This is a genomic window from Achromobacter spanius, assembly GCF_002966795.1.
GTDB classification, from domain to species: Bacteria; Pseudomonadota; Gammaproteobacteria; order Burkholderiales; family Burkholderiaceae_B; genus Achromobacter; species Achromobacter spanius_D.
In genome coordinates this window covers 3,160,726-3,181,617 of sequence record NZ_CP023270.1, presented here as the reverse complement: position 1 = coordinate 3,181,617, position 20,892 = coordinate 3,160,726, and the positions used below count along the sequence as shown (strand labels likewise).

The window sequence follows — 20,892 nt, the reverse complement described above, 5'->3', positions numbered from 1 at the left end:
ATGTTCTGGAGCACATGCATGCCAAAAACGTTCGCCGAATGGCAAAGAATCCTGGGAGTGATGGCGCTTGCCCAACTGGCATTGCCGGGCGTCGCGTCTGCGACCGAAGGGGCGCTGGGACGCCAGATCACGGGAACCAACGTGCAGCCAAACGCGGGCATCGTTTCGCCCGAACCGATCTGGGCCGTAAATTTCTCGCAAATCTATCTGGATGGCAGAATCGGCGGAAGCCGTGAAGTGCCGGTGGGCGGGCGAACCTCGCTGGGGCTGGAGGGCCAGGTGGCGTTCACGCTGGCCACCGTATTGAAGACCTGGGACACCGGGCCCGGGCGCTGGAACTTCGCGTCCAGTTTCACCTTGCCCTATATCTGGACCAAGGTGAGGTCCACGGTAACCGGACCGGGCGGCCGCTCGGTCGGGAACAGCGACACGGCATCAAACCTGTTCGACCTGTATTTCTCGCCCATCATCGCTGGCTACCACTTCTCTGAAACGTCTCACATGGCGCTGAGCTTGAACATCTGGGCGCCGACGGGTAAGTACAACGCCGACAACATGGCCAACCCCAGCCTGAACAACTGGACGTTCATTCCGCAGGTGGCCTACACGAAGATCTTCCCGGAGTCGGGATTCCAGCTGGACACGGTGGCAGGGGTGCAGTTCTATACCCGCAACAACGCCACGGACTACAGCAACGCACCTGTCTTCAGTCTGGACGTGATGGGGCGCAAGAAGTTCAGCAATGGCGTCAGCGCGGGCCTGATTCTGGGCACGCAGCAGCAATTGGGTGACGACACGGGTCCGACGGCAGACCGGCTCAACGGTTTCAAAGGACGTGACTGGGCATTCGGTCCGATCGTGACCTACGACAGGAAGCTGGCGGACAAGCGGTCACTGTCGCTCAGCCTGCGCTGGGTGCCGACGGTCAGCAGTACGAATCGGCTCGACAGCACCCGCACGTTCATGGGAACGGCGACGATTGTGTTTTGAATCTTCAAAAAGGTGCGCTAGCGCTCGGCAGTATTTCCGTCAACGATGTGCAAAACAATGGGTGCCGCAGTGAATTACTCCTTGGTTCTTGCGGGTTTGGCATTGGGATTCTTCGTGCTGCTCCTGATCGCCATGCAGATCGGTAAATGGCTTGGTGCCGGCACGGACGCCAAAGGCGGATCGGGCGCCTCCATCATCGAAGGCTCAGTCTTTGCCCTCCTGGGGCTGTTGGTGGCATTCACCTTTTCCGGCGCGGCCCAGCGCATGGCGGACCGTCGCGATCTTCTGGTCCAGGAAGTCAACGCGATCGGAACCGCCTGGCTACGCATTGATATGCTGGATGCAAGCCAGCAGCCCGCCTTGCGAGAGCAGTTCCGCCGGTACGTGGATGGGCGTATCGACTATTACCGTAATGTCGCGGACCTTGAGCATCGCGACGCGGTGGCCGCAAAGGTGGCGGCGATGCAGACGGAGATCTGGGCGGCATCCATGCAGGCGGCCAGAAGCAGCATTCCGCCATTTGCCGCGTCTTACGCCGGCGCGGTCAATGAAATGTTCGATGTGGCATCCGCCCAAACGGTCGCGCAGAAGGTGCATCCGCCGATTGCCACCTATGCCTTCCTGGGGTTTCTTGCGCTGGTGGCGGCGGTGCTGGTCGGCCTGAACCTGGCGTCGTCCAACCGCGACACGCTGATCCACCGGATCGTGTATGCCGTCGTCATGACGGCGGCGCTCTACATCATCATCGACTTTGAATTCCCGCGCATCGGCACCATACGGATCGACCAGAGCGACGCGCTGCTGATTGCGCAGCGGCAATCGATGGTCGATCCGCCCGCCGCCGTCAAATAGGAGGTGCGTATGCCTAGTGGATCCGAAGCTTCGCGCCACCGGGCCACGGGCGGCGTTGGCGCATGCACGCTGGCGGCGCTTGCCGTTGTTCCTGGCCTTGCGTTTGGCCAGGAAGGTCTGCGTCTGACGCAGGACGACCTGCAGAAGCGGGCAAATGGCGTGCTCGCCTTGATGTCGTTCTCGATCGTGCCGGACATCACCACCAGCTCTCTCAACATCACCGGCGGCGGCGGCTCGACGTCGGGATCGACTGAATTCTTCATGACGCAGCTGGGAGGAGGGGACACGATTTCGGATTCGTTTCCCGTCTATCTGGAAGGCGTGCTGGCGGGCAGCCGGTACGATCCCACATTCGTGGCAACGCAAGGCGCCGAAACCCGGAGCATTCCGACCAAATGGAACAGCGTCTCGGCCACGGGGGGAATCGGCTGGGACTTCAAACTCACGGATGAGTTGAAACTTCGCCCCATCTTCAATATCGCCCTGGGCAATGTCACCAGCGATCTGCGCGCGGCCAGCTGGTACGTGGGGCAACGCACAGGGCGGGACATCGACTTCCTGGACCGGGGATCGCTGAACGCCTACGGGCTGGGCGGCTCGATCATGCTGGATTATGAACATTACCGGCCGGGCTACGAGGTCGATGTCGAGCTGCGCTATTCCGACATTCGCTTGAAAAGCTTCGACAGTTCCGCCGCGGTCAGCGGCAGCGCGGTCGCGCAGTCCGCGAATCTATGGGCCCGCTATCGGGCGCCCACCGGCGTGGTGCTACTGCAACGCCCGCTGCGATATGTCCTGGAACTGACGCACTCGGAATTCCTGGGCGACCAGAAAGGGATTCTGGGCTTTGATCGGCTGACGTCAGTGGGTGCAGGTCTGGAACTGGACTCCAGCGCCTACGACGTATTCATTACGCGTACCCGCCTGGTCGGGCGGTATGTATTCGGCAACAACGTGTCCGGCTTTTCTGTTGGTCTGGCGGTCAGCTTTTGACGATCAGCGGATCAGCAGTCCACAGACATGAATTTGGTCGTTCTTTTTCCGAATTGCCACGGGGCGGGGCGTGATCCGTCACACAACTTTATGGCCGACCGGTAGGCCATGAAGGTGGTGGTCCGCCGTTAAAGGACTAGAGATTGGTAGTCATTCGCTCAGCGTGCCGCTCAATTGCAGATGTACTCGGAGGTGTTGCACGGACGCACCAGGCGTCGTCGTCGCGCTTGATGTAGTGGGCGACGCAACACCGTGGAATCTTTCATGACCGTCGACCCTCCTTGCGTGTCGCGTGCGGATAGAACTATCGGCATCGATCAGAGCGATGCATCTCGCACTCGTGTGGTGGTCAGGTATGTGTTTGGCCAGAATGTTCGGGCCTTTTCGTCGGGCTGGCGGTTGGCTTTTGAAACATTCTCCCGAAGACGAAGGGTTGCCGGGGAATGCGCCGCAGGGCAAGACAGCGGCTGAGTGCACATGAATAGTTGATGAACTGATGGATATTCCCATTTACGGGGACATTGGTTGCAGATAGAGTCTTTCAATGCCCTGGTGGTGTCTTTCGCCTTCTTGCAGCCCTCCGTGGCATTTAAGACCCTCACGCTGTTACGCACGCCTTCAACGGGGACGACCGCCTTGCCGTCACGCTGCCGTTTCGGAGGTGAGCCGATCAAGCAAGGTTTTCAGGAGCATGCATGAGCACTGGCTTCCATCATTGCGCCGCCAGACTTTCCGCGATTGTCCTGCGCCACGGGGTGATGGCAGGATGGGTCTGCGCGTCATTTTTCGCAAGCGTCAACGTGTCGTTGGCCGCTCCCTTTCCAGACAAACTTCTGTCAACGCCTGGCACACCCGATGTGGTGGAAAAGGGCATGGAAGTCGACGGCTATCAACTGGCGGTTTCTGCCTATACCTGGGGCTATCCGCTGGTGCGCATGGAACGGGCCATGCGCGAATACACCGACGTTCCATCGCCGAAGCCGGCCACGAGTTATCGCGCGCCCATGAATACCATCGGTTGGGCAACCGAGCTGGCTTCCCCGGTAGCCAAGGACATGCCGACTGCCAACAACGACACCTACTACATGAGCGCGGTCGTGCAGCTGACGGAGCCGTGGATCCTCACCGTGCCGGATACGCATGATCGCTACTACGTGATCGACGTGTTCAACATGTACCAGGAGCTTCAGCACTACATTGGACGACGGGCCACTGGCACCAAGGCGGGTACATTCGCGCTGGTGCCCCCGGGTTGGAAGGGCGATCTGCCCGCCGGTGCAAAGCGCCTGGATGTCAGTACCGACAAGATTTGGCTCTGGGGCCGCCTGCGCGTCGTACCGGGGGAAAAGCCCGAACAACTGAAGGCGCTGCAGAGCGGATTCGAACTCGCGCCATTGAGCGCAGCCGGGAAGTCCGGTTTTCGTGTAGATCAGAAGCCGCTGGCGCCATTGCCAGCCATCGATGCGGACGATCTCGGCTTCCTGACCCACCTCGGTCAGGCCGTGAAGGCCAACCCCGTCCGTGTCGAAGACGAAGCGCTGTTCGCGCAATTCGAAAGGATAGGGCTGACCAAATCTGGCTTTGACCCGTCCAAGCTGAACCCTGCCGTGCGCAAAGGAATGATCCGCGGGCTGGAAGATGCGCCGTCTGTGGCAGTGGCCTCGCTTGCCAGCACCAGCTCCAAGCGCAGCGGTTGGGACTGGGTTACCGGACTGGATAGTTTTGGCTACAACTATCCGCTGCGCGCCGTCGTGGCCGGTCCGTATCTCGGGGGCAACGGCGAAAAGGAAGCGATGTATCCCATCCGCTACACCGACAGCGAAGGCAAGCCGCTGACCGGCGGCAACGAGTACACGTTGACCTTCGAAACACTGCCGCCGGTTAACGCCTTCTGGTCGCTGACCATGTACAACGCCGACGACAAGATGCTCGTTGCCAACAAGATAGAGCGCTACAAGGTGGGGTCTGATACCGAAGGGCTGGTCAAAGACAAGGACGGCTCCATGACTATCCGCATCCAGCATCAGGAGCCAGCCGGCGAGAACGCCGCGAACTGGCTGCCCGCGCCCGCCGGTCCGTTTTACCTAATCTTGCGCATGTATCAACCCAACGACGACATCTTGAGCGGGAAGTGGAAAATTCCGGACCTGAGGCGAAGTAAATGACCGCGCAGTGATGCGATGTGTTGCCTCGGCTGGCTAGCAGTGTTTATGCGGCTACGAGGCTTGAATGCTTTGGTGAGAGGTTGCAAGTTTCGCGTCGGGAGGTCACCCGCTCCGAGTTTGCCGTGCTGGAGTTCTGTCCGCCACGGCCTCCGCGTCCACAGCGGTCGTCTTGCCGTCCAGGGGTACCCACGGGATAAAAAAATGCCGACGGTGGCGTAACGCTCTACGTCGGTCCGTCAGCCCCTGATGGCTGTGAGAACAACTGGATCCTCACCCAACGGAACCACTGAACGAGACGACGTTCACCCTGCAAGATTTCGAGCTGGTCGGGTAAGCGTTCACCCGGGTCTGTTCTTTCGGGCGTCATGGACACCTGCGCAGAGTCCAAAGACGTCCGGTTCAGCATCATTTGCGTGGGTCAACAGTTCAGCAGTTCCCGTCACATCGTGCATGAGGAAAGTGCCATGAAGAGAGCGTTTCTGAACCGGCCCGGATGGCAAAGAATCACCTATTGCATCAGCTATCGCACCAGTGCCCGTCGCGGCACGGATCCGATGAACGGCATGTCGCACCTCGGTTTCCGTACGGTGATGACACCCGAACAATGGAAGGTGGCGCAGGCGCGCGAGCGAGGGGTGGCCAGCCGCTAGCGCTGGCGGACCATCGCTTTCCGACGGCCTGTGCTGCTGGAAGCCATGCCCGATCCGGCCAAGGTCGACGGTAAGTACAAAACTCTGAAGGGAGAATTTGATGAATCTGATCCGCCGCAAGTTGCTCGCATGTCTACCTGTTGCGGCCGCCATTCCCGCGCAATGGACGATGGCTTCGCCGGTTCCCCCTGACGACAATTCGATCGAGCAGGCATACCTGTACCTGCTTGGCCGGGTCTTGGTGATTCGGCAAGAGCATGTAGACCGTGGCGGCGCCGGGTTTGCCTATAACCAGATCAAGTACAACCCGCTCGGATCCGCGGATTTCGTCAATCCGAACTTCGACGTGGCCTATCTTGAGGCGTGGTTCGCCGTCGACGAGCGGACACCGGTCTTGTTGACCGTGCCTGAGATAAAGGACCGCTACTACACCGCACAGATTCTCGACGAATGGGGCGAGGTCATCGCTAACATCAACGAGCGCACCTTTCCCTCGAAACCCTTCGGCCAGTTTGCTTTGGTCGCGCCGGGCTGGCAGGGAAGCCTGCCGGCGGGAGTGGCCCGCATCGAGCTGCACTCGCGCAAGGCGAAGATGCTTGGTCGGGTCGAACTCAAAGGCGATCCGGAAGGTGCGGTAAAGCTGCAGAAGGAGTTCAAGGCGGCCGCGCTTGGCAATCCCGTGATTGCGGCCCCCCCGTTTCTGCCGGCATTCGGCAATAAGGACCTGATCGGCGCGGAAATCTTCGACGACGTCGATTCCAAGCTGGATAGTGCGTTCGACGTCTCGCCCGTGGCGGCGCGGATGCAGCAACAGGTGCGTGCCGTCGCGAGCTATGCGGCATCGTCGCCGCAGGCGCGCGCGGCCGTGGACAAGCTGCTGCGTGTAACGGTCATCCCGCGATTCATCGAATACGCGTTCACCAAAAGCGCACCCTACCGCAACCATTGGGTCGGGGGAGGCCAGACGGGCAACTACGGAAGCGACTTCCGGCTTCGAACTGTCCTCAACTATGCAGGCATTTGGGCGAATACGGTCGATGAGGTCGTCTACTTTGTGGCCACTCGCGATGCCGACGAGAAGCCGTTGAACGGATCCAACAGCTATGTGCTCCATTTCACGGCCGACAAGCTGCCGCAATCGGTCGTCGATGCCTATTGGTCCGTAATTCTGGTCGGCGTTCCAGACTATCGAGTCGTGAGCAACGATTTGAAGCGCTACAACTTCAACAGCGATTCCGATTTGAAAAGAGAGCCGGACGGATCTCTGAAGATTGCAATTGGACCAAAGGTTGTGGCCGGCGTTGCGGAATCGAACTGGCTTCCGTCTCCGCCGGACAAGCCTTTTTCACTTACCTTCCGCGCCTACGTTCCCAAGGACGAGGTCAAGAGAGGGGCCTGGGCGCCTCCACCCGTCACCAAGCTTTAAGGCTAAATGGGTTCAAACCGAATCGCTTGATCGACATAAGGAGCATCCATGATTTTCCGCGCTGCTTTGCTTGCCATGACATGCGTTGCCACCGCGAACGCCCATGAGCCCGCATACCGTTTTGAGCGGGGCTATCCCACACCTTCAACCTCGCAGCAGTCGCGCGCTGACCAGACCCTGCAACGCGCCGTAGTGGCCTATCGCTTCTGGTACCCGACGGTATCGATGGAAGGCATCTTCAACGGTAACCGAGCGGCAGGTATCGCCGATGGCAAGCAATGGGGCATCGCCGCCACTGGCCCGCGCCAAGTCGGGTTCACACTGAACTCCGACACGCCGTATGGGTCAGCGGTGCTGGACCTCACACGGGGTCCCATGGTGATAGATCTGCCGCCGGGTGCGTTTATCGGCCTGGTCAACGACCACAACCAGGGCTGGGTCCAGGACTTGGGCCTCCCTGGACCGGACGCAGGGAAGGGGGGGCAAACATATCGTGCTACCGCCCGGATACACGGGACCTGTGCCCGCCGGTTACCACGTAGGCAAATCCCCGTCACTGAAGAACCTGCTCGCCATCCGGGCACTTCCGGCGGGCGGTGACCTTTCGAAGGCGTTGGAAGCGCTGCGGGCGGTGAAGATCTACACGCTCGGCGCCGACGGACAGCCGGATACACCGCTGACGGTAGTGGACACCACGCAAATGAAGCTCGACAGCTCATCGCTCAAGTGGGAGGACAATTTTCAGTTCTGGCAAGTGCTGGACCGGATCATCCAAGAGGAGCCATTGGATCCGAGCAAACGCACGATGTATGGACTGCTGGAAGAACTCGGCATCGAAAAGGGCAAGTCCTTCAAGCCGGACCTGAAACTTCGCGAGACCCTGACGCAGGCTGCGCGGCAAGGTCGCGACCAGATGCTGGTCACCGCCTTTGATAGTGACCGCCCGGACCGCAAGGCGTGGACGGACCGCCAGTGGGAGTGGGCCGGTTTGGTGCCTGGTAGCGCTCAGTTCGAAACGCAGGCAGGAATTGACCTCGACGCCCGCGACCGTTGGTTCGCTCAAGCCATCGTCACATCGCCCGCCATGTTCCGCCGGGATCCTGGGGCAGGTTCGCTGTATTGGCTGGGCGCCCGCGACGCCAAGGGCGCGTATCTGGATGGCGGCAAACAATACACCCTGACGGTGCCGCAGCCGGTGCCCGGCAAGTTGTTCTGGTCGGTCACGGTCTACGACAGCAAGACCCGTTCGCAGGTTCAGACGACGCAAGATAAAGCGGCTCTGCGTTCGCTATTCGAGCTGAAGGACGCCGATCAAACCAAGCCGCTCACACTGCATTTCGGCCCCAAGGCGCCTGCTGGCCAGGAGAATCGATGGATCAAAACGAATCCGGGCCAGGGTTGGTTTGCGTATATTCGGATTTACGGTCCGGAAGCGGCGGCGTTCGATAAAAGCTGGAAACCTGGCGATTTCGTGTTGCAGTGACCAATTCTCTCATTCAGGAGCGTCCCCAATGGTAGTGATAGTCGACCGTGTATTTGCAGGATTGATGCTTAGTGGCATAGGGGCCACAGCCGTGAGCGCTCCGCAAGCCGTCAACGTCCACAATTTCGTGCGCGCCGAGACCGACATGTACATCAAGCGAGGGGTCGAGTCGGCCGACGGCTTGGGAAAGTTGACGCATGTGCGGACGCCTGCCTCCATCGACAAGCAGGACGTGGTGCGCATGAATCGGGACACGCTTTATTCCATGGGCGTTTTTGACCTTCAAGCCAGCCCCCTGGTGATCGAAATGCCGGACGCAGCAAAGCGCTTTATGTCGCTGCAAGTGATATCCCAGGACCATTACGTTCCTGAAGTCGTCTATGGGCCGGGCCGGTTCGAATACACACAAGCGAACGTCGGCACCCGCTACGCCTATGTGATCGTCCGAACATTTGCAGACCCTAACAATGCTGCCGATGTTGCGTTGGCCAACCAGGCACAAGACGCCATCAAGATGACCCAAACCTCGATGGGCAAGCTCGAGTTGCCTGAATGGGATCCCGTCACGCAAACCAAGGCGCGAGATGCCCTTGAGACGTTGGGGTCGCTCGGCAACACGCCACGCATGTTTGGCAACCAGGCTGATGTCGATCCCATTGATCACTTGATCGGGGCGGCAGTAGGTTGGGGCGGCAATCCTCCATCGGCTGCCGTCTACGTCGGCAACAGTCCGGCAAAAAACGACGGCAAGACGCCATACGCGTTGACGGTGAAGGACGTTCCCGTCGATGGCTTTTGGTCAATCAGTGTCTATGACGGAAAAGGCTTCTTTGCCAAGAACGATCAAAACGCGTATTCGCTCAACAACGTAACCGCAACCCCCGCGGGTGACGGTTCCTACACGATCTACTTTGGCGATTGCGGCCAACATTCGAATAACTGCCTGCCAATCGTGCCAGGATGGAACTACACGGTGCGTCTGTACAAACCGCAGAAGCCGATCTTGGATGGCAGCTGGAAATTTCCCGACGCCAAACCGGTCAATTGAGGCCGGCATGAGGCGGCAGGAGGATCCTCCGCCTCGCCACAGATGAATTGCGCATTCTTGGTAAGTAGGGAGTGACGTTGCGGTAATCCTTCTCTTCGAAATTGATTCGTTTGTCTCGACCGGGGGCGGGGGGGGGGGCGAAGTTATCCACAGCCCGCTCTCCAATGCTGTTGCGTCGGTGATTAATGCTTAAGTGTTGCGACCATAGAGCAACACCACGAAACACGTTTCCGGAGTTTCCGCCGGCGGCTCCTCATGTGCTGTTGCGTGACCGGTCAAGATCACTGGGCAAGAATCGAAATAGTTACGAACTTGCAGATAGGTCAGCCGGCCTGTCCCAACGTTCGAGACAATGATCACTAAAAGCGTTGACGTGCAAGATCTCCAAGAATGAGGCTCGTAGAGGCGTGCATGACCTCATCTTCTCAGGCCGAGCAAGCCGAACTTGTTATGTTGCCTCGAGCTTGCGTCGATCGTAGAATGAGGACTCGTCAAGCGTTCAAGAACAAGCTGCGTGGCGGGGCTAGCTATATGTAGCCTTCGTAATCGGCCTCCACGTTCGGCGCATAGAAGGCTGGCGCGTGAGCACGTCAACATCTACAAGATTCCGGAATTCGCCAACTCTCGCAGTTCACGCAATGTCAGGTAGCGTGAACTTCGATCAATGACGTTGATAGCGCCTGCAAAGGAAGGGAAACCGGAAATGCAAAAGCAAGCTGGTAGCTTGAAAGATGCAACGCCTTCCGCGTGAGCCCACATTGGCACCGCGAGGGAAGATGCAGTCGTGCTAGTTATTGCGTGGGCAACCAATTTGTTGCAGGCAAGAAGTAAACCGTTGCCCTCAAGGGACGCCCCCGTCCTGCATGCCCGGACTAAGGCCTCGGACGCAGCTAAAGTCGTAACGTTTTGAACTCGTCGAGCTTGGATCAATGCCCATTTGGTGGCGGGATCACAAAGTTCAAAATGAAGATTAGCGACCATGATGCATCTTGAAATCAAGTCTCCAGCCATGAGTGCCGCTTCGTCGACTCGGAATCCCTCAAATAGACCATAGACATCCTGGTAACAGTTCAGGTACAAGGTCGAATGATACGCAAGCAGCGCCCGGCGCAGAGATTCTCGGGCGTGAGCAGTTTCCGCTTGAATCGAAACCCATGGAACCAACGTTCTACCGAGGCACAGTCGACTCACAAAGCGTAAAGTCCAATAATCTGCCGCCGGCAAGCCCTGTTGGAGACTAAGTTCACCGTGCTCGATTGTCTGCAAGGCTTCTCGAAGCAAACTCGCGCTGCGGGCCTCGATATCTAAAAGGCTGAAATGCCGGAGGAGTCCCTGCTTTAAATCTGGGTCGAGTGTGTTTCCCTCAAATACGATAAATATATCTCTATCCGATGTTACCGTACTTGCATTAAGGGCGCGGCTTCCGCCTTCGACGACCCAATGTTCATTGAACTTCATTTGTCGATTCATCTTGTAAGGGTGACCTGCACCCAGATTTAGTACGGCACCGACATGGAGTCCAGGGGTAAAAGACCTTTTTGCTGATGCGCCAGCACGAATTGCGCCGGGGTTAAATATCCGAGCGCACTGTGGGGCCGATCGGTGTTGTACTCGACCCGCCAGTTTTCGATCAAGTTTTTGGCCTGTCGCAAGGACAAGAACCAGTGCTCGTTAAGGCATTCGTCGCGGAACTTGCCGTTGAAACTTTCGATATAAGCGTTCTCCACCGGCTTGCCCGGCCGAATAAACGACAGCTTTACGCCGGCTTGGTAGGCCCAGGCATCCAAGGCTCTTCCTGCGAACTCCGGCCCGTTGTCCACGGTAATAGACCGCGGCAGCCCACGCATTTCAGCCAGCCGTTGCAGCACCGTGGCAACACGCACTCCCGGCAACGACGTATCGACCTCGATTGCCAGGCATTCGCGAGTGTAGTCATCGACGATATTCAAACAACGGAACCGGCGGCCATAGGCCAGGCCGTCGGCCACAAAGTCCATCGACCAACTTTGATTCGGCGCGGTCGCCGCTGGGCGAACCACGCGCTCGATCGCCGCGAGGCGCTTACGCTTGCGTTTGCGCACGCTCAACCCTGCCAGGCTGTACAGCCGCCAGACACGTTTGTGATTTGCTTGCCAGCCTTCGCGACGTAAGAGCACGTGGATCCTCCGATAGCCGTAGCGTCGTTTGGCCACTGCCATCTCTTTCATGCGCTCGGTCAGCGCAGCATCGCCCGTGCGCGTGCTCTCGTAGGCAAACAGCGACCGCGAAATTCCTACCAGCCCGCAGGCCCGGGTAACACCCATGCTGCGCGCGGTCATCAATGTCCTGACCGCCTCGCGCTTAGCCTGCGGGCTGACTACTTTCGGCTTAGCAGATCCTGAAGCGCCGCCTTGTCCAGCATCGACTCGGCCAACAGCTTCTTGAGCCTGTTGTTCTCCTGCTCCAACTCCTTGAGCCGTTGAGCGTCCGACACCGTCATACCACCGAACTTCGCCTTCCAGTTGTAGTACGTTGCCTCGGCGATACCGTGCTTGCGGCACAATTCTGCGGGCTTTACTCCTGCATCGGCCTCCTTGAGCACGCCGATGATTTGTTCTTCCGTGAATCGTTTCTTCATTGCCATTCCTTTGGGAACGGACTCTACATCGATTTCGTACTAATCACGGGGTGCAGGTCAAGGGAAAAGAGATGAGACCACAAGAGCAAACGCCATTGCTGCGCAAAGTCCGTATTGCAGTGACCTGGGGCTGCGACTATGAATGTGACTATTGTCGGCCAGGTGGCGATGGAAGTGCAAGTAATACAAAAAAGCCGCTAAGTGCGATGAACATCTTGCGAATCGCACAACTGTTCGAGCGGTGCGGCTGCTCGCAAGTGAACATTACGGGTGGCGAACCAACGCTTCGCAAGGACATCGACGTGGTGCTTAATCTCCTTCTCGGCCACACATCGCTTCGCGTTCACTTGAACACCAATGGCTTTCGAATCCCAACGATAGTCAAGCTGGCCGGCGCGGCTGAACGCCTAACAGTTATAGCGAGCTTGGATTCTGTGAGCGAGGTGGTTTCAAGGCGTGGCGGCCGGCCAGGTGCTCCCGCACGAATCGATCGACTGTTGACTACCATGAGAGAGGAAGGTATCAGCTCTCGAATCAATTGCGTCCTAACCCGGGAAACCAACTTCGGACCTCAGATTTCGGAAATGGTCCGATTTGCCCGGGAGCGAAACGTTGGCATAAAGTTTCAAACGGTGTTTGATACGGTGGATGATGTATTCCGCGCGCATGAGAACATCTACACAGGTATCTTCACAGCACGCCAGACGATTCGCGATCTTGGATATGCCCTGCGGGGCCTGCATAACGTAGGCAGTGGAGTCACGGAGGAAGTGTGGCGTACCGATGACGGCGCGACGGTTCATTTGCTCGACAAGAGTCCGACTGAAACGCTATTTACTCAATCGTGTGCCTCCTGTGCATACTATCCTTGCGATACCGGTATGTACGCCTATTTTGTCGATCACACTGGCACTCTGAGTCGTTGTCGAACCGATCGCCGAGCAATTTGTAACCTCCTGGATATACCGTTAAGTGAAGTTGGCATCGCCGCAGTGCGATCGATACTCATCAGTCTGTACGGGGAACGAATTGAGAAAAATCATAGCTATCGAAGGAATCGATGGCTCAGGGAAGAGCTCCTTGACAAGTCTTTTGATCGATCGATTCAAGACCTTAGGAAGAGATCCTATCGAGTCTTCACTCTTCAAGCGGGCTGAACTTCGTGCTGCTGCAAGCGCAATGAACGATGCGGGAGCTATGACGCCTGAAACTCTCTGTGGCCTGCATTACGCGGACCTTCAAATGGAGTATTCTGATGCTAGAGAAGAGCCGGGTCAGATACGAATTTGGGACCGGTATGTCTACTCATCCGCAACATCGATTCGACTTCGGGGCGGTCCTCAACATGCCTGGCGAATTCTACTTGACCACTTTCCCCAGCCCGATCTTGTAGTGTTGTTGTTGGCGGATCCTGCCGTGTGCTTCGACCGGATAGTCAATCGCGCTGGCAAACCAACATTTTTCGAGTGTGGGCTGGATCGTCTGTACCGGGGCGAACGTCTGAAAGGCGCTATGGAGGCCTATCATCAAGGTTCGATTCCAATGGAGTTTGCTCGGAGCATGTTCGTGGAATTCATGCACGCTTGGAATCAGTCCCTGGAAGAGCTAGCGGTAGGGCCCCACGTGATGATCATTCGGGACTTTGATCTGAAAGATGCTGCACGCATCGTCGAAGACGTTATTGTCGCCTGCGAGTGAATCGCTCTATGCTGAGAACCTGGAAATTCTACGCGCAGCGTTTTTCGCCATGCGATATTTCAGCCCTTCGTCTGCTGTGTGACGTCCCTGTCGAGACCAGTCGGGTAATGAATTTCGATGACCAGGTGACCACGGATTTGTACGAGCGACGATCTAAGTCTGGAAAATTGAGCGTAGATGCCACGCGTGAGGTCAACGATAGATTGAGGTCATGGCTCAATGATGTGATGCACGACTTTCAGATCCGCGGTTGTTCTCCAACTGTATGGAACTGCAATGTCTACACAGCGGGAGATTTCTTTGCGCCTCACAGAGATCGTGGTGCCGGAGACACAATTAGGCGCGTACTGTCGTTGGTCATCGGGCTTCAATCGTCGCAGGATGATCGCGGTGGAAGGCTCGAATTGATGGGCGTTCATGGGGGACTGTGGTCTCGTCAGACGCTCTCGTTCGCACTCGCCCCTGGCGATGCGCTCGCCTTTGACTCTGGGTTACTTCATCGTGTCACTGCGAGTACATTCGGCGAGAGGAGAACTTTGGTTAGTTTCGTCAACAAGGAGGAGATATGATCAATGCCGGAGAGGGGATGCATAGAGTGTCGGATCTCGAGCGCGTGAAGGCGGCGGCCGACATTCTCGAGGCCGCAGCCAAATTCGCGAAGAAAAATTTGCGCGATAGCGACAAGGCGGTCGAGCCGTTCGAGCAATCATGGCACGTTGGTGTTGCCGCCTATGAGGTTCGGGAATACGACGCGGCCGTTGGGTTTCTGTCTACTGCTTACCAACTTCGGCCCGAGGCACGTGTGGCAGCCCAATTGGCTATGTGTTATTGGCGATTGGACGACTTTGTAAATGCAGAGGCTTGGATAAAGCTGGCCGTGGCGACTGATTTGACCGGCATGCATCAGGCTCCTTTGCTCAAGCAAAAGGTTTCCTTCCTTGCCCTCTATTCTGCGATCCAGCTTGCCCAAGGAAAGATCGATGCCGCCGCATCGACAGTCGACGCGGCATTGGCAACAAAGGTGGAATCTCTCAGCATTCGAGTCAAGGCGCATGTGCTCCTCACTCAAGGCAAAGGAGATGAAGCGCTCGAAGTTATTGACAACGCGACGAAAGGTCGAGGTGCGATAGCAGCAGATGAGTTGAGTTTCGAAAGACGTCTGGTGGAGGATTTGCTTGGCGCAAAGGTAGAGGTCGCACCGTTCTTCTCGATCAGCCGCGTTGGCAGGTGGCCCGACTAGTGATCCGCTTGGGTTTCTTGGACAGCGTCGTGATCGGGCTGCAATGAGCTACGGTTATCCCCCCATTCTTAGCGATTGCCAGAAGCAGGAACGCTATGCGGCCATGGCTAGCCGCGGTTTGGGGGTGAAGCCGCCCAGTGCCATATTCGGACGTTCGTGATTGTAGGACCACATCCATTCGGTCGCGGCGCGCTGCACGTGATCCAGGTCTTCCCAGTGGTACTGAGATAGCCACTCGTAGCGCACGGTCCTGTTGAATCGCTCGACATAGGCATTTTTCTGTGGCCAGCCCGGCTGGATGTATTCGAGCTTGATACCCCATTGCCCAGCCCACGCGGTAATAGCGGCGCTTAGATATTCCGGTCCGTTGTCGCAGCGTATCGCCAGCGGCTTGCCCCGCCAACCGATAATCTGCTTCAAGGATCGGATCACGAGCTCGGACGGCAGCGAGAAGTCGATTTCGATGCCCAGCGCCTCTCGATTGAAATCATCGATCAAGTTGAACAATCGGATGCTTCGGCCATCGGCCAACTGATCGTGCATGACGTCCATCGACCATACATGGTTGAGCTGGTTTGGCACGGTCAGCGGCTCGGGCGCTTGGCGCACCAGGCTCTTGCGCGGCCTGATACTGACCTGCACCCCGTGATTAGTACGAAATCGATGTAGAGTCCGTTCCCAAAGGAATGGCAATGAAGAAACGATTCACGGAAGAACAAATCATCGGCGTGCTCAAGGAGGCCGATGCAGGAGTAAAGCCCGCAGAATTGTGCCGCAAGCACGGTATCGCCGAGGCAACGTACTACAACTGGAAGGCGAAGTTCGGTGGTATGACGGTGTCGGACGCTCAACGGCTCAAGGAGTTGGAGCAGGAGAACAACAGGCTCAAGAAGCTGTTGGCCGAGTCGATGCTGGACAAGGCGGCGCTTCAGGATCTGCTAAGCCGAAAGTAGTCAGCCCGCAGGCTAAGCGCGAGGCGGTCAGGACATTGATGACCGCGCGCAGCATGGGTGTTACCCGGGCCTGCGGGCTGGTAGGAATTTCGCGGTCGCTGTTTGCCTACGAGAGCACGCGCACGGGCGATGCTGCGCTGACCGAGCGCATGAAAGAGATGGCAGTGGCCAAACGACGCTACGGCTATCGGAGGATCCACGTGCTCTTACGTCGCGAAGGCTGGCAAGCAAATCACAAACGTGTCTGGCGGCTGTACAGCCTGGCAGGGTTGAGCGTGCGCAAACGCAAGCGTAAGCGCCTCGCGGCGATCGAGCGCGTGGTTCGCCCAGCGGCGACCGCGCCGAATCAAAGTTGGTCGATGGACTTTGTGGCCGACGGCCTGGCCTATGGCCGCCGGTTCCGTTGTTTGAATATCGTCGATGACTACACTCGCGAATGCCTGGCAATCGAGGTCGATACGTCGTTGCCGGGAGTGCGTGTTGCCACGGTGCTGCAACGGCTGGCTGAAATGCGTGGGCTGCCGCGGTCTATTACCGTGGACAACGGGCCGGAGTTCGCAGGAAGAGCCTTGGATGCCTGGGCCTACCAAGCCGGCGTAAAGCTGTCGTTTATTCGGCCGGGCAAGCCGGTGGAGAACGCTTATATCGAAAGTTTCAACGGCAAGTTCCGCGACGAATGCCTTAACGAGCACTGGTTCTTGTCCTTGCGACAGGCCAAAAACTTGATCGAAAACTGGCGGGTCGAGTACAACACCGATCGGCCCCACAGTGCGCTCGGATATTTAACCCCGGCGCAATTCGTGCTGGCGCATCAGCAAAAAGGTCTTTTACCCCTGGACTCCATGTCGGTGCCGTACTAAATCTGGGTGCAGGTCAAATGGTGCCTACAGTGAATTCGTCTACCGACAACATCGTGATCTCCTAGCGATTGAAGTATTGAAGCGGCTCAAGCAACCTTGACTCTAGTTTTGATCTGTACGGATATTTCGGGGGCACGTCAATCGCCTCAATTGTGAGAAAACTTGGTGTCTAGGAAACTCGGGGCGATTCAAAAAGATCTTGCTCTACTACCGCTAAGAAAACCTACCACTTGTGTGGAGTTCGCCATTTAACTGCATGTTCGCAGGCGCCGAACTGGGCGGCGTGGATAATTTAGGTAGGTCTGGGTAGGTTGGTGAGCGCTTTGGCATCCGGTGATCTCAGTCGTTCCCGCAATGTAATAACGGTTGGCGACTTGAGCAGGAATGACGCTGTACCCAACGTTTCGAGGAATGTGACGGAGATGTCGTCGCCGTTCAGTCGCAGCACGTGGCCTAACTGTGTCAACAGCAGGTCGATCTCGTCAAAGCCCTTCGTCTCAACCGAGTGGTGCGCCCCGCCACATTTGTTCGCAACGTATCGAGCGATGGTCTCTCGGTCGAGGATTCGGCCGCAAAGCGCTAAGCATGGAAGGCGCCAGAATTCCTTGAGTTTGTATTCTTTAAGCCGGTGTTCCTTTGGCGACGCCGCGAGCTCGGCTTCGAATTGTGGACGAAATGGGCTGTGCAGTCCTGGTTGGCGGTAGGTGTAGTGAGGACAGACGCTCATCTGACCTAATGAGTATCCACCGCAGGCAAACAGTAGCGCGCTGTCGTACGGGATGCCTGTTAAATCAGGAGCTTGCACAATCAAATTCAGATTCTCCGCATGGGCGACGCGATTCAATGAACCGTCTGCTAGAAATCGAAGCGAGATGCTGGCGAGAACGGCTTCCGGCACACGAGGCGTCGAACGGGAAAGTAAGTTATCCAACGCATCTAGATGGATGGAAACTGCGTCCTTGTTGGAGATGAGTACGTTATTGAGTATGTTTTGGGAGTTGGTCATTTAAGCGAAGTACAACGTTGTCGTTTTCCACCATAGTCATAGTTATCAAGGAACTTATGAGCCCTGTGCTAAGTCGACTTTTGAAGTAATTGAATCCAATTTCTCTCGAATTATTATATGTCGGGAATCCGCGGGAAATGCCTTGCATCTTCTGTCGTAAATTTCCTCGACCTTTCGAGCAATAACTGCGACCAAGTCGCGCTGGGAGCTTGTCAATTTGCCGACAGATTTATTCAGGGATGCATACACGCCATCCATCACAGATAAGACGCGACGCAAATTATTTATTCTAAAGTCGCCTAGTTTCCAGAACTTCTCAAGAGTGTCAAGTTGTCCTCGAGCTTTCACCAAGCCAGTAGCATCAAGGTTGGCCCAGATCCAAATCTGATCGTGTTGCCTAGATTGTTGCTCTTCCCATTCCACAACCCCGTCTTCCCGTGATTTGGAGATGATATCTCGCAATGTGCTGCTGGCCTCAAACATTACTTTAACTGCAGTGCTAAATGCGTTCGATTTTGCGTAATCTCCAGCCCGACTAGCAAGAGCGGCGGATTTTCGAACCATCCAGTCCATTGCTCCAGATGCTCTACATTCAAGAGCGGCTTCCGCTGCTTCGAGGGCCCCGATATAATGCCCGACCTCCCATTCAGCCTCAAACCAACATGAAAAAACCTCATCTTTCCGGCAGCCGGCGACGTACGCCTCACGAGCCAGTCGACGAGCATCATCAGGATGACGTGGATTTTCCTTTAAATGAAGAGTGGCCTGATAGCTGATTAGATCAAAGTGATTCTGCGTTCGCCGACGTGCATCTTTGATCGTCGACATTGCGGTTTTAATGTCATTTATACGAACGAGCGCTGCTGCTTGTGATATCGCTGCCGCTACCCTTGCATCACGCGTCGGAGATCGATCACTTCGTTTTCGAAACTCCGTAATCTCTCGTTCTAATCTGGCCTTGTCGGTAATTAGATCGGAGGCGCGGTCAATGACCAAACGACGCGTATTGTCGGGAACCCTAAACCGACGGATAGATGCTAGTGCCGGAGCGGCGACCAAAAATAGGGCCTCCAACTCGACCAGGCTACGCTCGACTAACTCACCGTGGTAACCAAGCAGTTCTGAGAGCTCCACTACCGATGCTTCTCCCAGCTTTGCCACAGTTAAGAGAATTCGCTTTGCCTCCATTGAAAGCGATTCAACTTCGCGCCGAAGCGCGGCGTCCCGGACGGCGGTACCGCGCTCCCCCTGCCATTGCGTTATTGCATCATTCGGCGAGTGCCAACGTAAAAGTCGGACGACAGACTCCGCAAATAGCGGACTGCCACCGCTTACTTCATGAATTTTGGCTATATTTGCAGCCGACAGTTCGGGGAAAGAAATTCGCTCTCGAAGGCTTTGGAGATACTGTGGAAACTCATCAGCGGCGTTAAGCCCATCAAGTTTTATGACATTGTCGTTAGACACACTTTGATTAAAGCGCGTGGTGAAAATTAGCCTTGAATCACTCGCCGCAATAAATCCTCCAAGTTCCAAAACCTGTTTCTGCTCGTCTGGGCTTAAAGAGTCCACATCGTCCACCACTATTAAAGATGGAGTCTCGGCCAGGCCGGCTTTCACCATTCTCTTCAATTCGGAAAGCGTGGCTCCCATAAGCTCAGTTGAGGTGTAAGGTAGTTTGTCGCAAATTGCGAGAAGCAATTGCTCATAGCTTGTAAAATGACGCTCCGGAACGTTTACGTACTCATCCTCGAAGGCTCTAAACTGTTTCTCTTTTGCGGTTAGCCAGACAACCTGCTCAAATGGGGCCCCTGGGTTCTCCGACACTCGTTCCACGAACTCATAGGCAATACTGGATTTTCCAAGTCCCCCTTCACCCGCCAAGACCTTCATGTGAGAAAGATCGTCACCTAGCCAGCGCCACAATGAGTTGAGAATAGCATCGCGTCCGACAAAACGCGCGCAGATGAAATTCCGGTCGGGTAGATTGTGGGGAAGTCGATTTATTCGAAACTGAGGGGGTAGGGGAACTTCGCCGTCAGAAAGGTAAGGAATTCGCCTTTCCGAGTTTAAAGCCAATATTTTTGGACCTCTCGCTTCGATGCATTCGTCGGCAACTCGGCAATAGACAGAGTCCTTGATAAACAAGGGTTTTTTCTGATCGTTGCCTGGGCCATCCTTGATAAAATGCAAAGGCGGAATTCCATGTCCCCGTTGTGGGATGTGCAACACCAAAACTGTTTTGGGCTGCTTCTTGGAGTCGTATTCCGTAAAAGAAAGAGCTGTTATTTGGATCCGCTCTCCAGTGTACGCTTTCACCGACGCCTTTAGAGCCTCAACATCCAGTTTTTCGGGATCTATGCCGATGACATCGAACTTGCTTTCTGGCTCAGTCTCTTGAACACCGAATATAAGGTAGCCACCATAGGAATTGTAGAAGCTCACAATTCTGAGGACCAATTTCCCTTTTCCGTAGGTGCTTGTATCTATATCCTCTTTATAATCTAGAAGCTCACACTCGATGGGCGCACACAAGCCATCGATGCAAATCACCCTTAATAATTCTGTAGATAGCTTACCTTGACTACTAAACTCAGCAATCTTTTTCCGTAGATCAGTGACATTCCAGTCATAAGACATCCCGGTATCCGCTAAGGGCTTTGGAGAGGTTACATCTGTTGCTGTTCGAACATCAGAAATTTCGCCTGGCCGAAATGGCGAAGTTCTTATGTCTCCTTGGAATATTTCTGCGACTAGTTCCGAGACCTTGGATTTTTTCATCACTTTTCTTATTTTCATATCGAGATGCCTGTTAAAAGGGCCTCCATAAGGCTAGTTGCGGACGATTAAATTGGCTTTTAACATATTTTGTGCTAAATAGATACATCGTTCCAGCCATGTTGCATCGCGT

Annotated in this window: 17 protein-coding genes and 2 pseudogenes; 14 read left to right on the top strand and 5 right to left on the bottom strand. The window is 56.1% G+C overall.

Annotated elements, in window-relative coordinates; all coding sequences use genetic code 11:
* Positions 1-18: 18 nt before the first annotated feature.
* From CLM73_RS14205 to CLM73_RS14170, 9 genes and pseudogenes are all read left to right on the top strand, one after another.
* On the top strand, positions 19-990 hold the full coding sequence (locus CLM73_RS14205; protein WP_105238969.1) for a SphA family protein: 972 nt from the start codon (positions 19-21) through the stop codon (positions 988-990).
* Between the two features lie 69 nt (positions 991-1,059).
* Positions 1,060-1,842 (top strand): hypothetical protein, encoded by a 783-nt coding sequence (locus CLM73_RS14200; protein ID WP_105241524.1) that lies wholly within the window; start codon positions 1,060-1,062, stop codon positions 1,840-1,842.
* 9 nt (positions 1,843-1,851) lie between these two features.
* Positions 1,852-2,835, top strand: a complete 984-nt coding sequence (locus tag CLM73_RS14195) for a hypothetical protein (protein ID WP_234015621.1) — start codon at positions 1,852-1,854, stop codon at positions 2,833-2,835.
* A gap of 695 nt (positions 2,836-3,530) precedes the next feature.
* Positions 3,531-5,000, top strand: coding sequence for a DUF1254 domain-containing protein (locus CLM73_RS14190; protein ID WP_234015620.1), 1,470 nt, complete (start codon positions 3,531-3,533; stop codon positions 4,998-5,000).
* 506 nt (positions 5,001-5,506) lie between these two features.
* Positions 5,507-5,650: pseudogene (locus CLM73_RS14185) on the top strand (formylglycine-generating enzyme family protein); the annotation flags it as partial.
* 100 nt (positions 5,651-5,750) lie between these two features.
* Positions 5,751-7,076 (top strand): DUF1214 domain-containing protein, encoded by a 1,326-nt coding sequence (locus CLM73_RS14180; protein ID WP_105238968.1) that lies wholly within the window; start codon positions 5,751-5,753, stop codon positions 7,074-7,076.
* A 48-nt stretch (positions 7,077-7,124) separates the two neighbouring features.
* Positions 7,125-7,676 carry a DUF1254 domain-containing protein gene (locus tag CLM73_RS29410; RefSeq protein WP_418904914.1) on the top strand — a complete coding sequence of 184 codons (552 nt, stop codon included), beginning with the start codon at positions 7,125-7,127 and terminating at the stop codon, positions 7,674-7,676.
* A complete protein-coding gene (locus CLM73_RS14175; RefSeq protein WP_234015619.1) occupies positions 7,597-8,559 on the top strand; it encodes a DUF1214 domain-containing protein in 963 nt (320 codons plus the stop codon). Before CLM73_RS29410 ends, CLM73_RS14175 begins: the two co-directional genes overlap by 80 nt.
* Before the next feature lie 91 nt (positions 8,560-8,650).
* Positions 8,651-9,607 (top strand): DUF1214 domain-containing protein, encoded by a 957-nt coding sequence (locus CLM73_RS14170; RefSeq protein WP_199778142.1) that lies wholly within the window; start codon positions 8,651-8,653, stop codon positions 9,605-9,607.
* A 597-nt stretch (positions 9,608-10,204) separates the two neighbouring features.
* On the opposite strand, the gene CLM73_RS28945 is transcribed toward CLM73_RS14170, so the two are convergent.
* Positions 10,205-11,065 (bottom strand): hypothetical protein, encoded by an 861-nt coding sequence (locus CLM73_RS28945; RefSeq protein WP_158685866.1) that lies wholly within the window; start codon positions 11,063-11,065, stop codon positions 10,205-10,207.
* Between the two features lie 38 nt (positions 11,066-11,103).
* Positions 11,104-12,224, bottom strand: a protein-coding gene (locus tag CLM73_RS14165; protein WP_418904920.1) for an IS3 family transposase whose coding sequence is annotated in 2 segments (ribosomal slippage) — positions 11,104-11,975 and positions 11,975-12,224 — 1,122 coding nt in all. Because the reading frame shifts where the segments join, the coding sequence is not laid out codon by codon here.
* Positions 12,225-12,295: 71 nt separating this feature from the next.
* Between CLM73_RS14165 and CLM73_RS14155 the strand changes: the two genes are divergently transcribed.
* From CLM73_RS14155 to CLM73_RS14140, 4 genes are read left to right on the top strand one after another with little or no spacing between them, the layout of a single operon-like run.
* Positions 12,296-13,381: a radical SAM protein gene (locus CLM73_RS14155; protein ID WP_105238966.1), complete on the top strand. Its 1,086-nt coding sequence runs from the start codon at positions 12,296-12,298 to the stop codon at positions 13,379-13,381.
* Positions 13,305-13,922, top strand: a complete 618-nt coding sequence (locus CLM73_RS14150; protein WP_158685865.1) for a hypothetical protein — start codon at positions 13,305-13,307, stop codon at positions 13,920-13,922. Before CLM73_RS14155 ends, CLM73_RS14150 begins: the two co-directional genes overlap by 77 nt.
* Before the next feature lie 8 nt (positions 13,923-13,930).
* A complete protein-coding gene (locus CLM73_RS29405; protein WP_105238964.1) occupies positions 13,931-14,491 on the top strand; it encodes a 2OG-Fe(II) oxygenase in 561 nt (186 codons plus the stop codon).
* On the top strand, positions 14,488-15,162 hold the full coding sequence (locus CLM73_RS14140; RefSeq protein WP_105238963.1) for a hypothetical protein: 675 nt from the start codon (positions 14,488-14,490) through the stop codon (positions 15,160-15,162). Before CLM73_RS29405 ends, CLM73_RS14140 begins: the two co-directional genes overlap by 4 nt.
* A 93-nt stretch (positions 15,163-15,255) precedes the next feature.
* Here the strand turns inward: CLM73_RS14140 and CLM73_RS14135 are convergent.
* Positions 15,256-15,855, bottom strand: a pseudogene (locus CLM73_RS14135) (IS3 family transposase); the annotation flags it as partial.
* On the opposite strand from CLM73_RS14135, the gene CLM73_RS14130 reads away from it, so the two are divergent.
* Positions 15,855-16,975 (top strand): IS3 family transposase gene (locus CLM73_RS14130; protein ID WP_418904920.1). Its coding sequence is split into 2 segments (ribosomal slippage): positions 15,855-16,104 and positions 16,104-16,975, totalling 1,122 coding nucleotides; the frame shifts between segments, so codons are not numbered across the junction. The pseudogene CLM73_RS14135 and the gene CLM73_RS14130 overlap by 1 nt on opposite strands.
* A 292-nt stretch (positions 16,976-17,267) precedes the next feature.
* Here CLM73_RS14130 and CLM73_RS28940 read toward each other — a convergent pair.
* The gene (locus CLM73_RS28940; RefSeq protein WP_158685862.1) at positions 17,268-17,981 is read right to left on the bottom strand and encodes a hypothetical protein; all 714 of its coding nucleotides are present in this window, start codon (positions 17,979-17,981) and stop codon (positions 17,268-17,270) included.
* Positions 17,982-18,035: 54 nt separating this feature from the next.
* On the bottom strand, positions 18,036-20,762 hold the full coding sequence (locus CLM73_RS14125) for an RNA-binding domain-containing protein (protein WP_158685861.1): 2,727 nt from the start codon (positions 20,760-20,762) through the stop codon (positions 18,036-18,038).
* Positions 20,763-20,892: the final 130 nt, after the last annotated feature.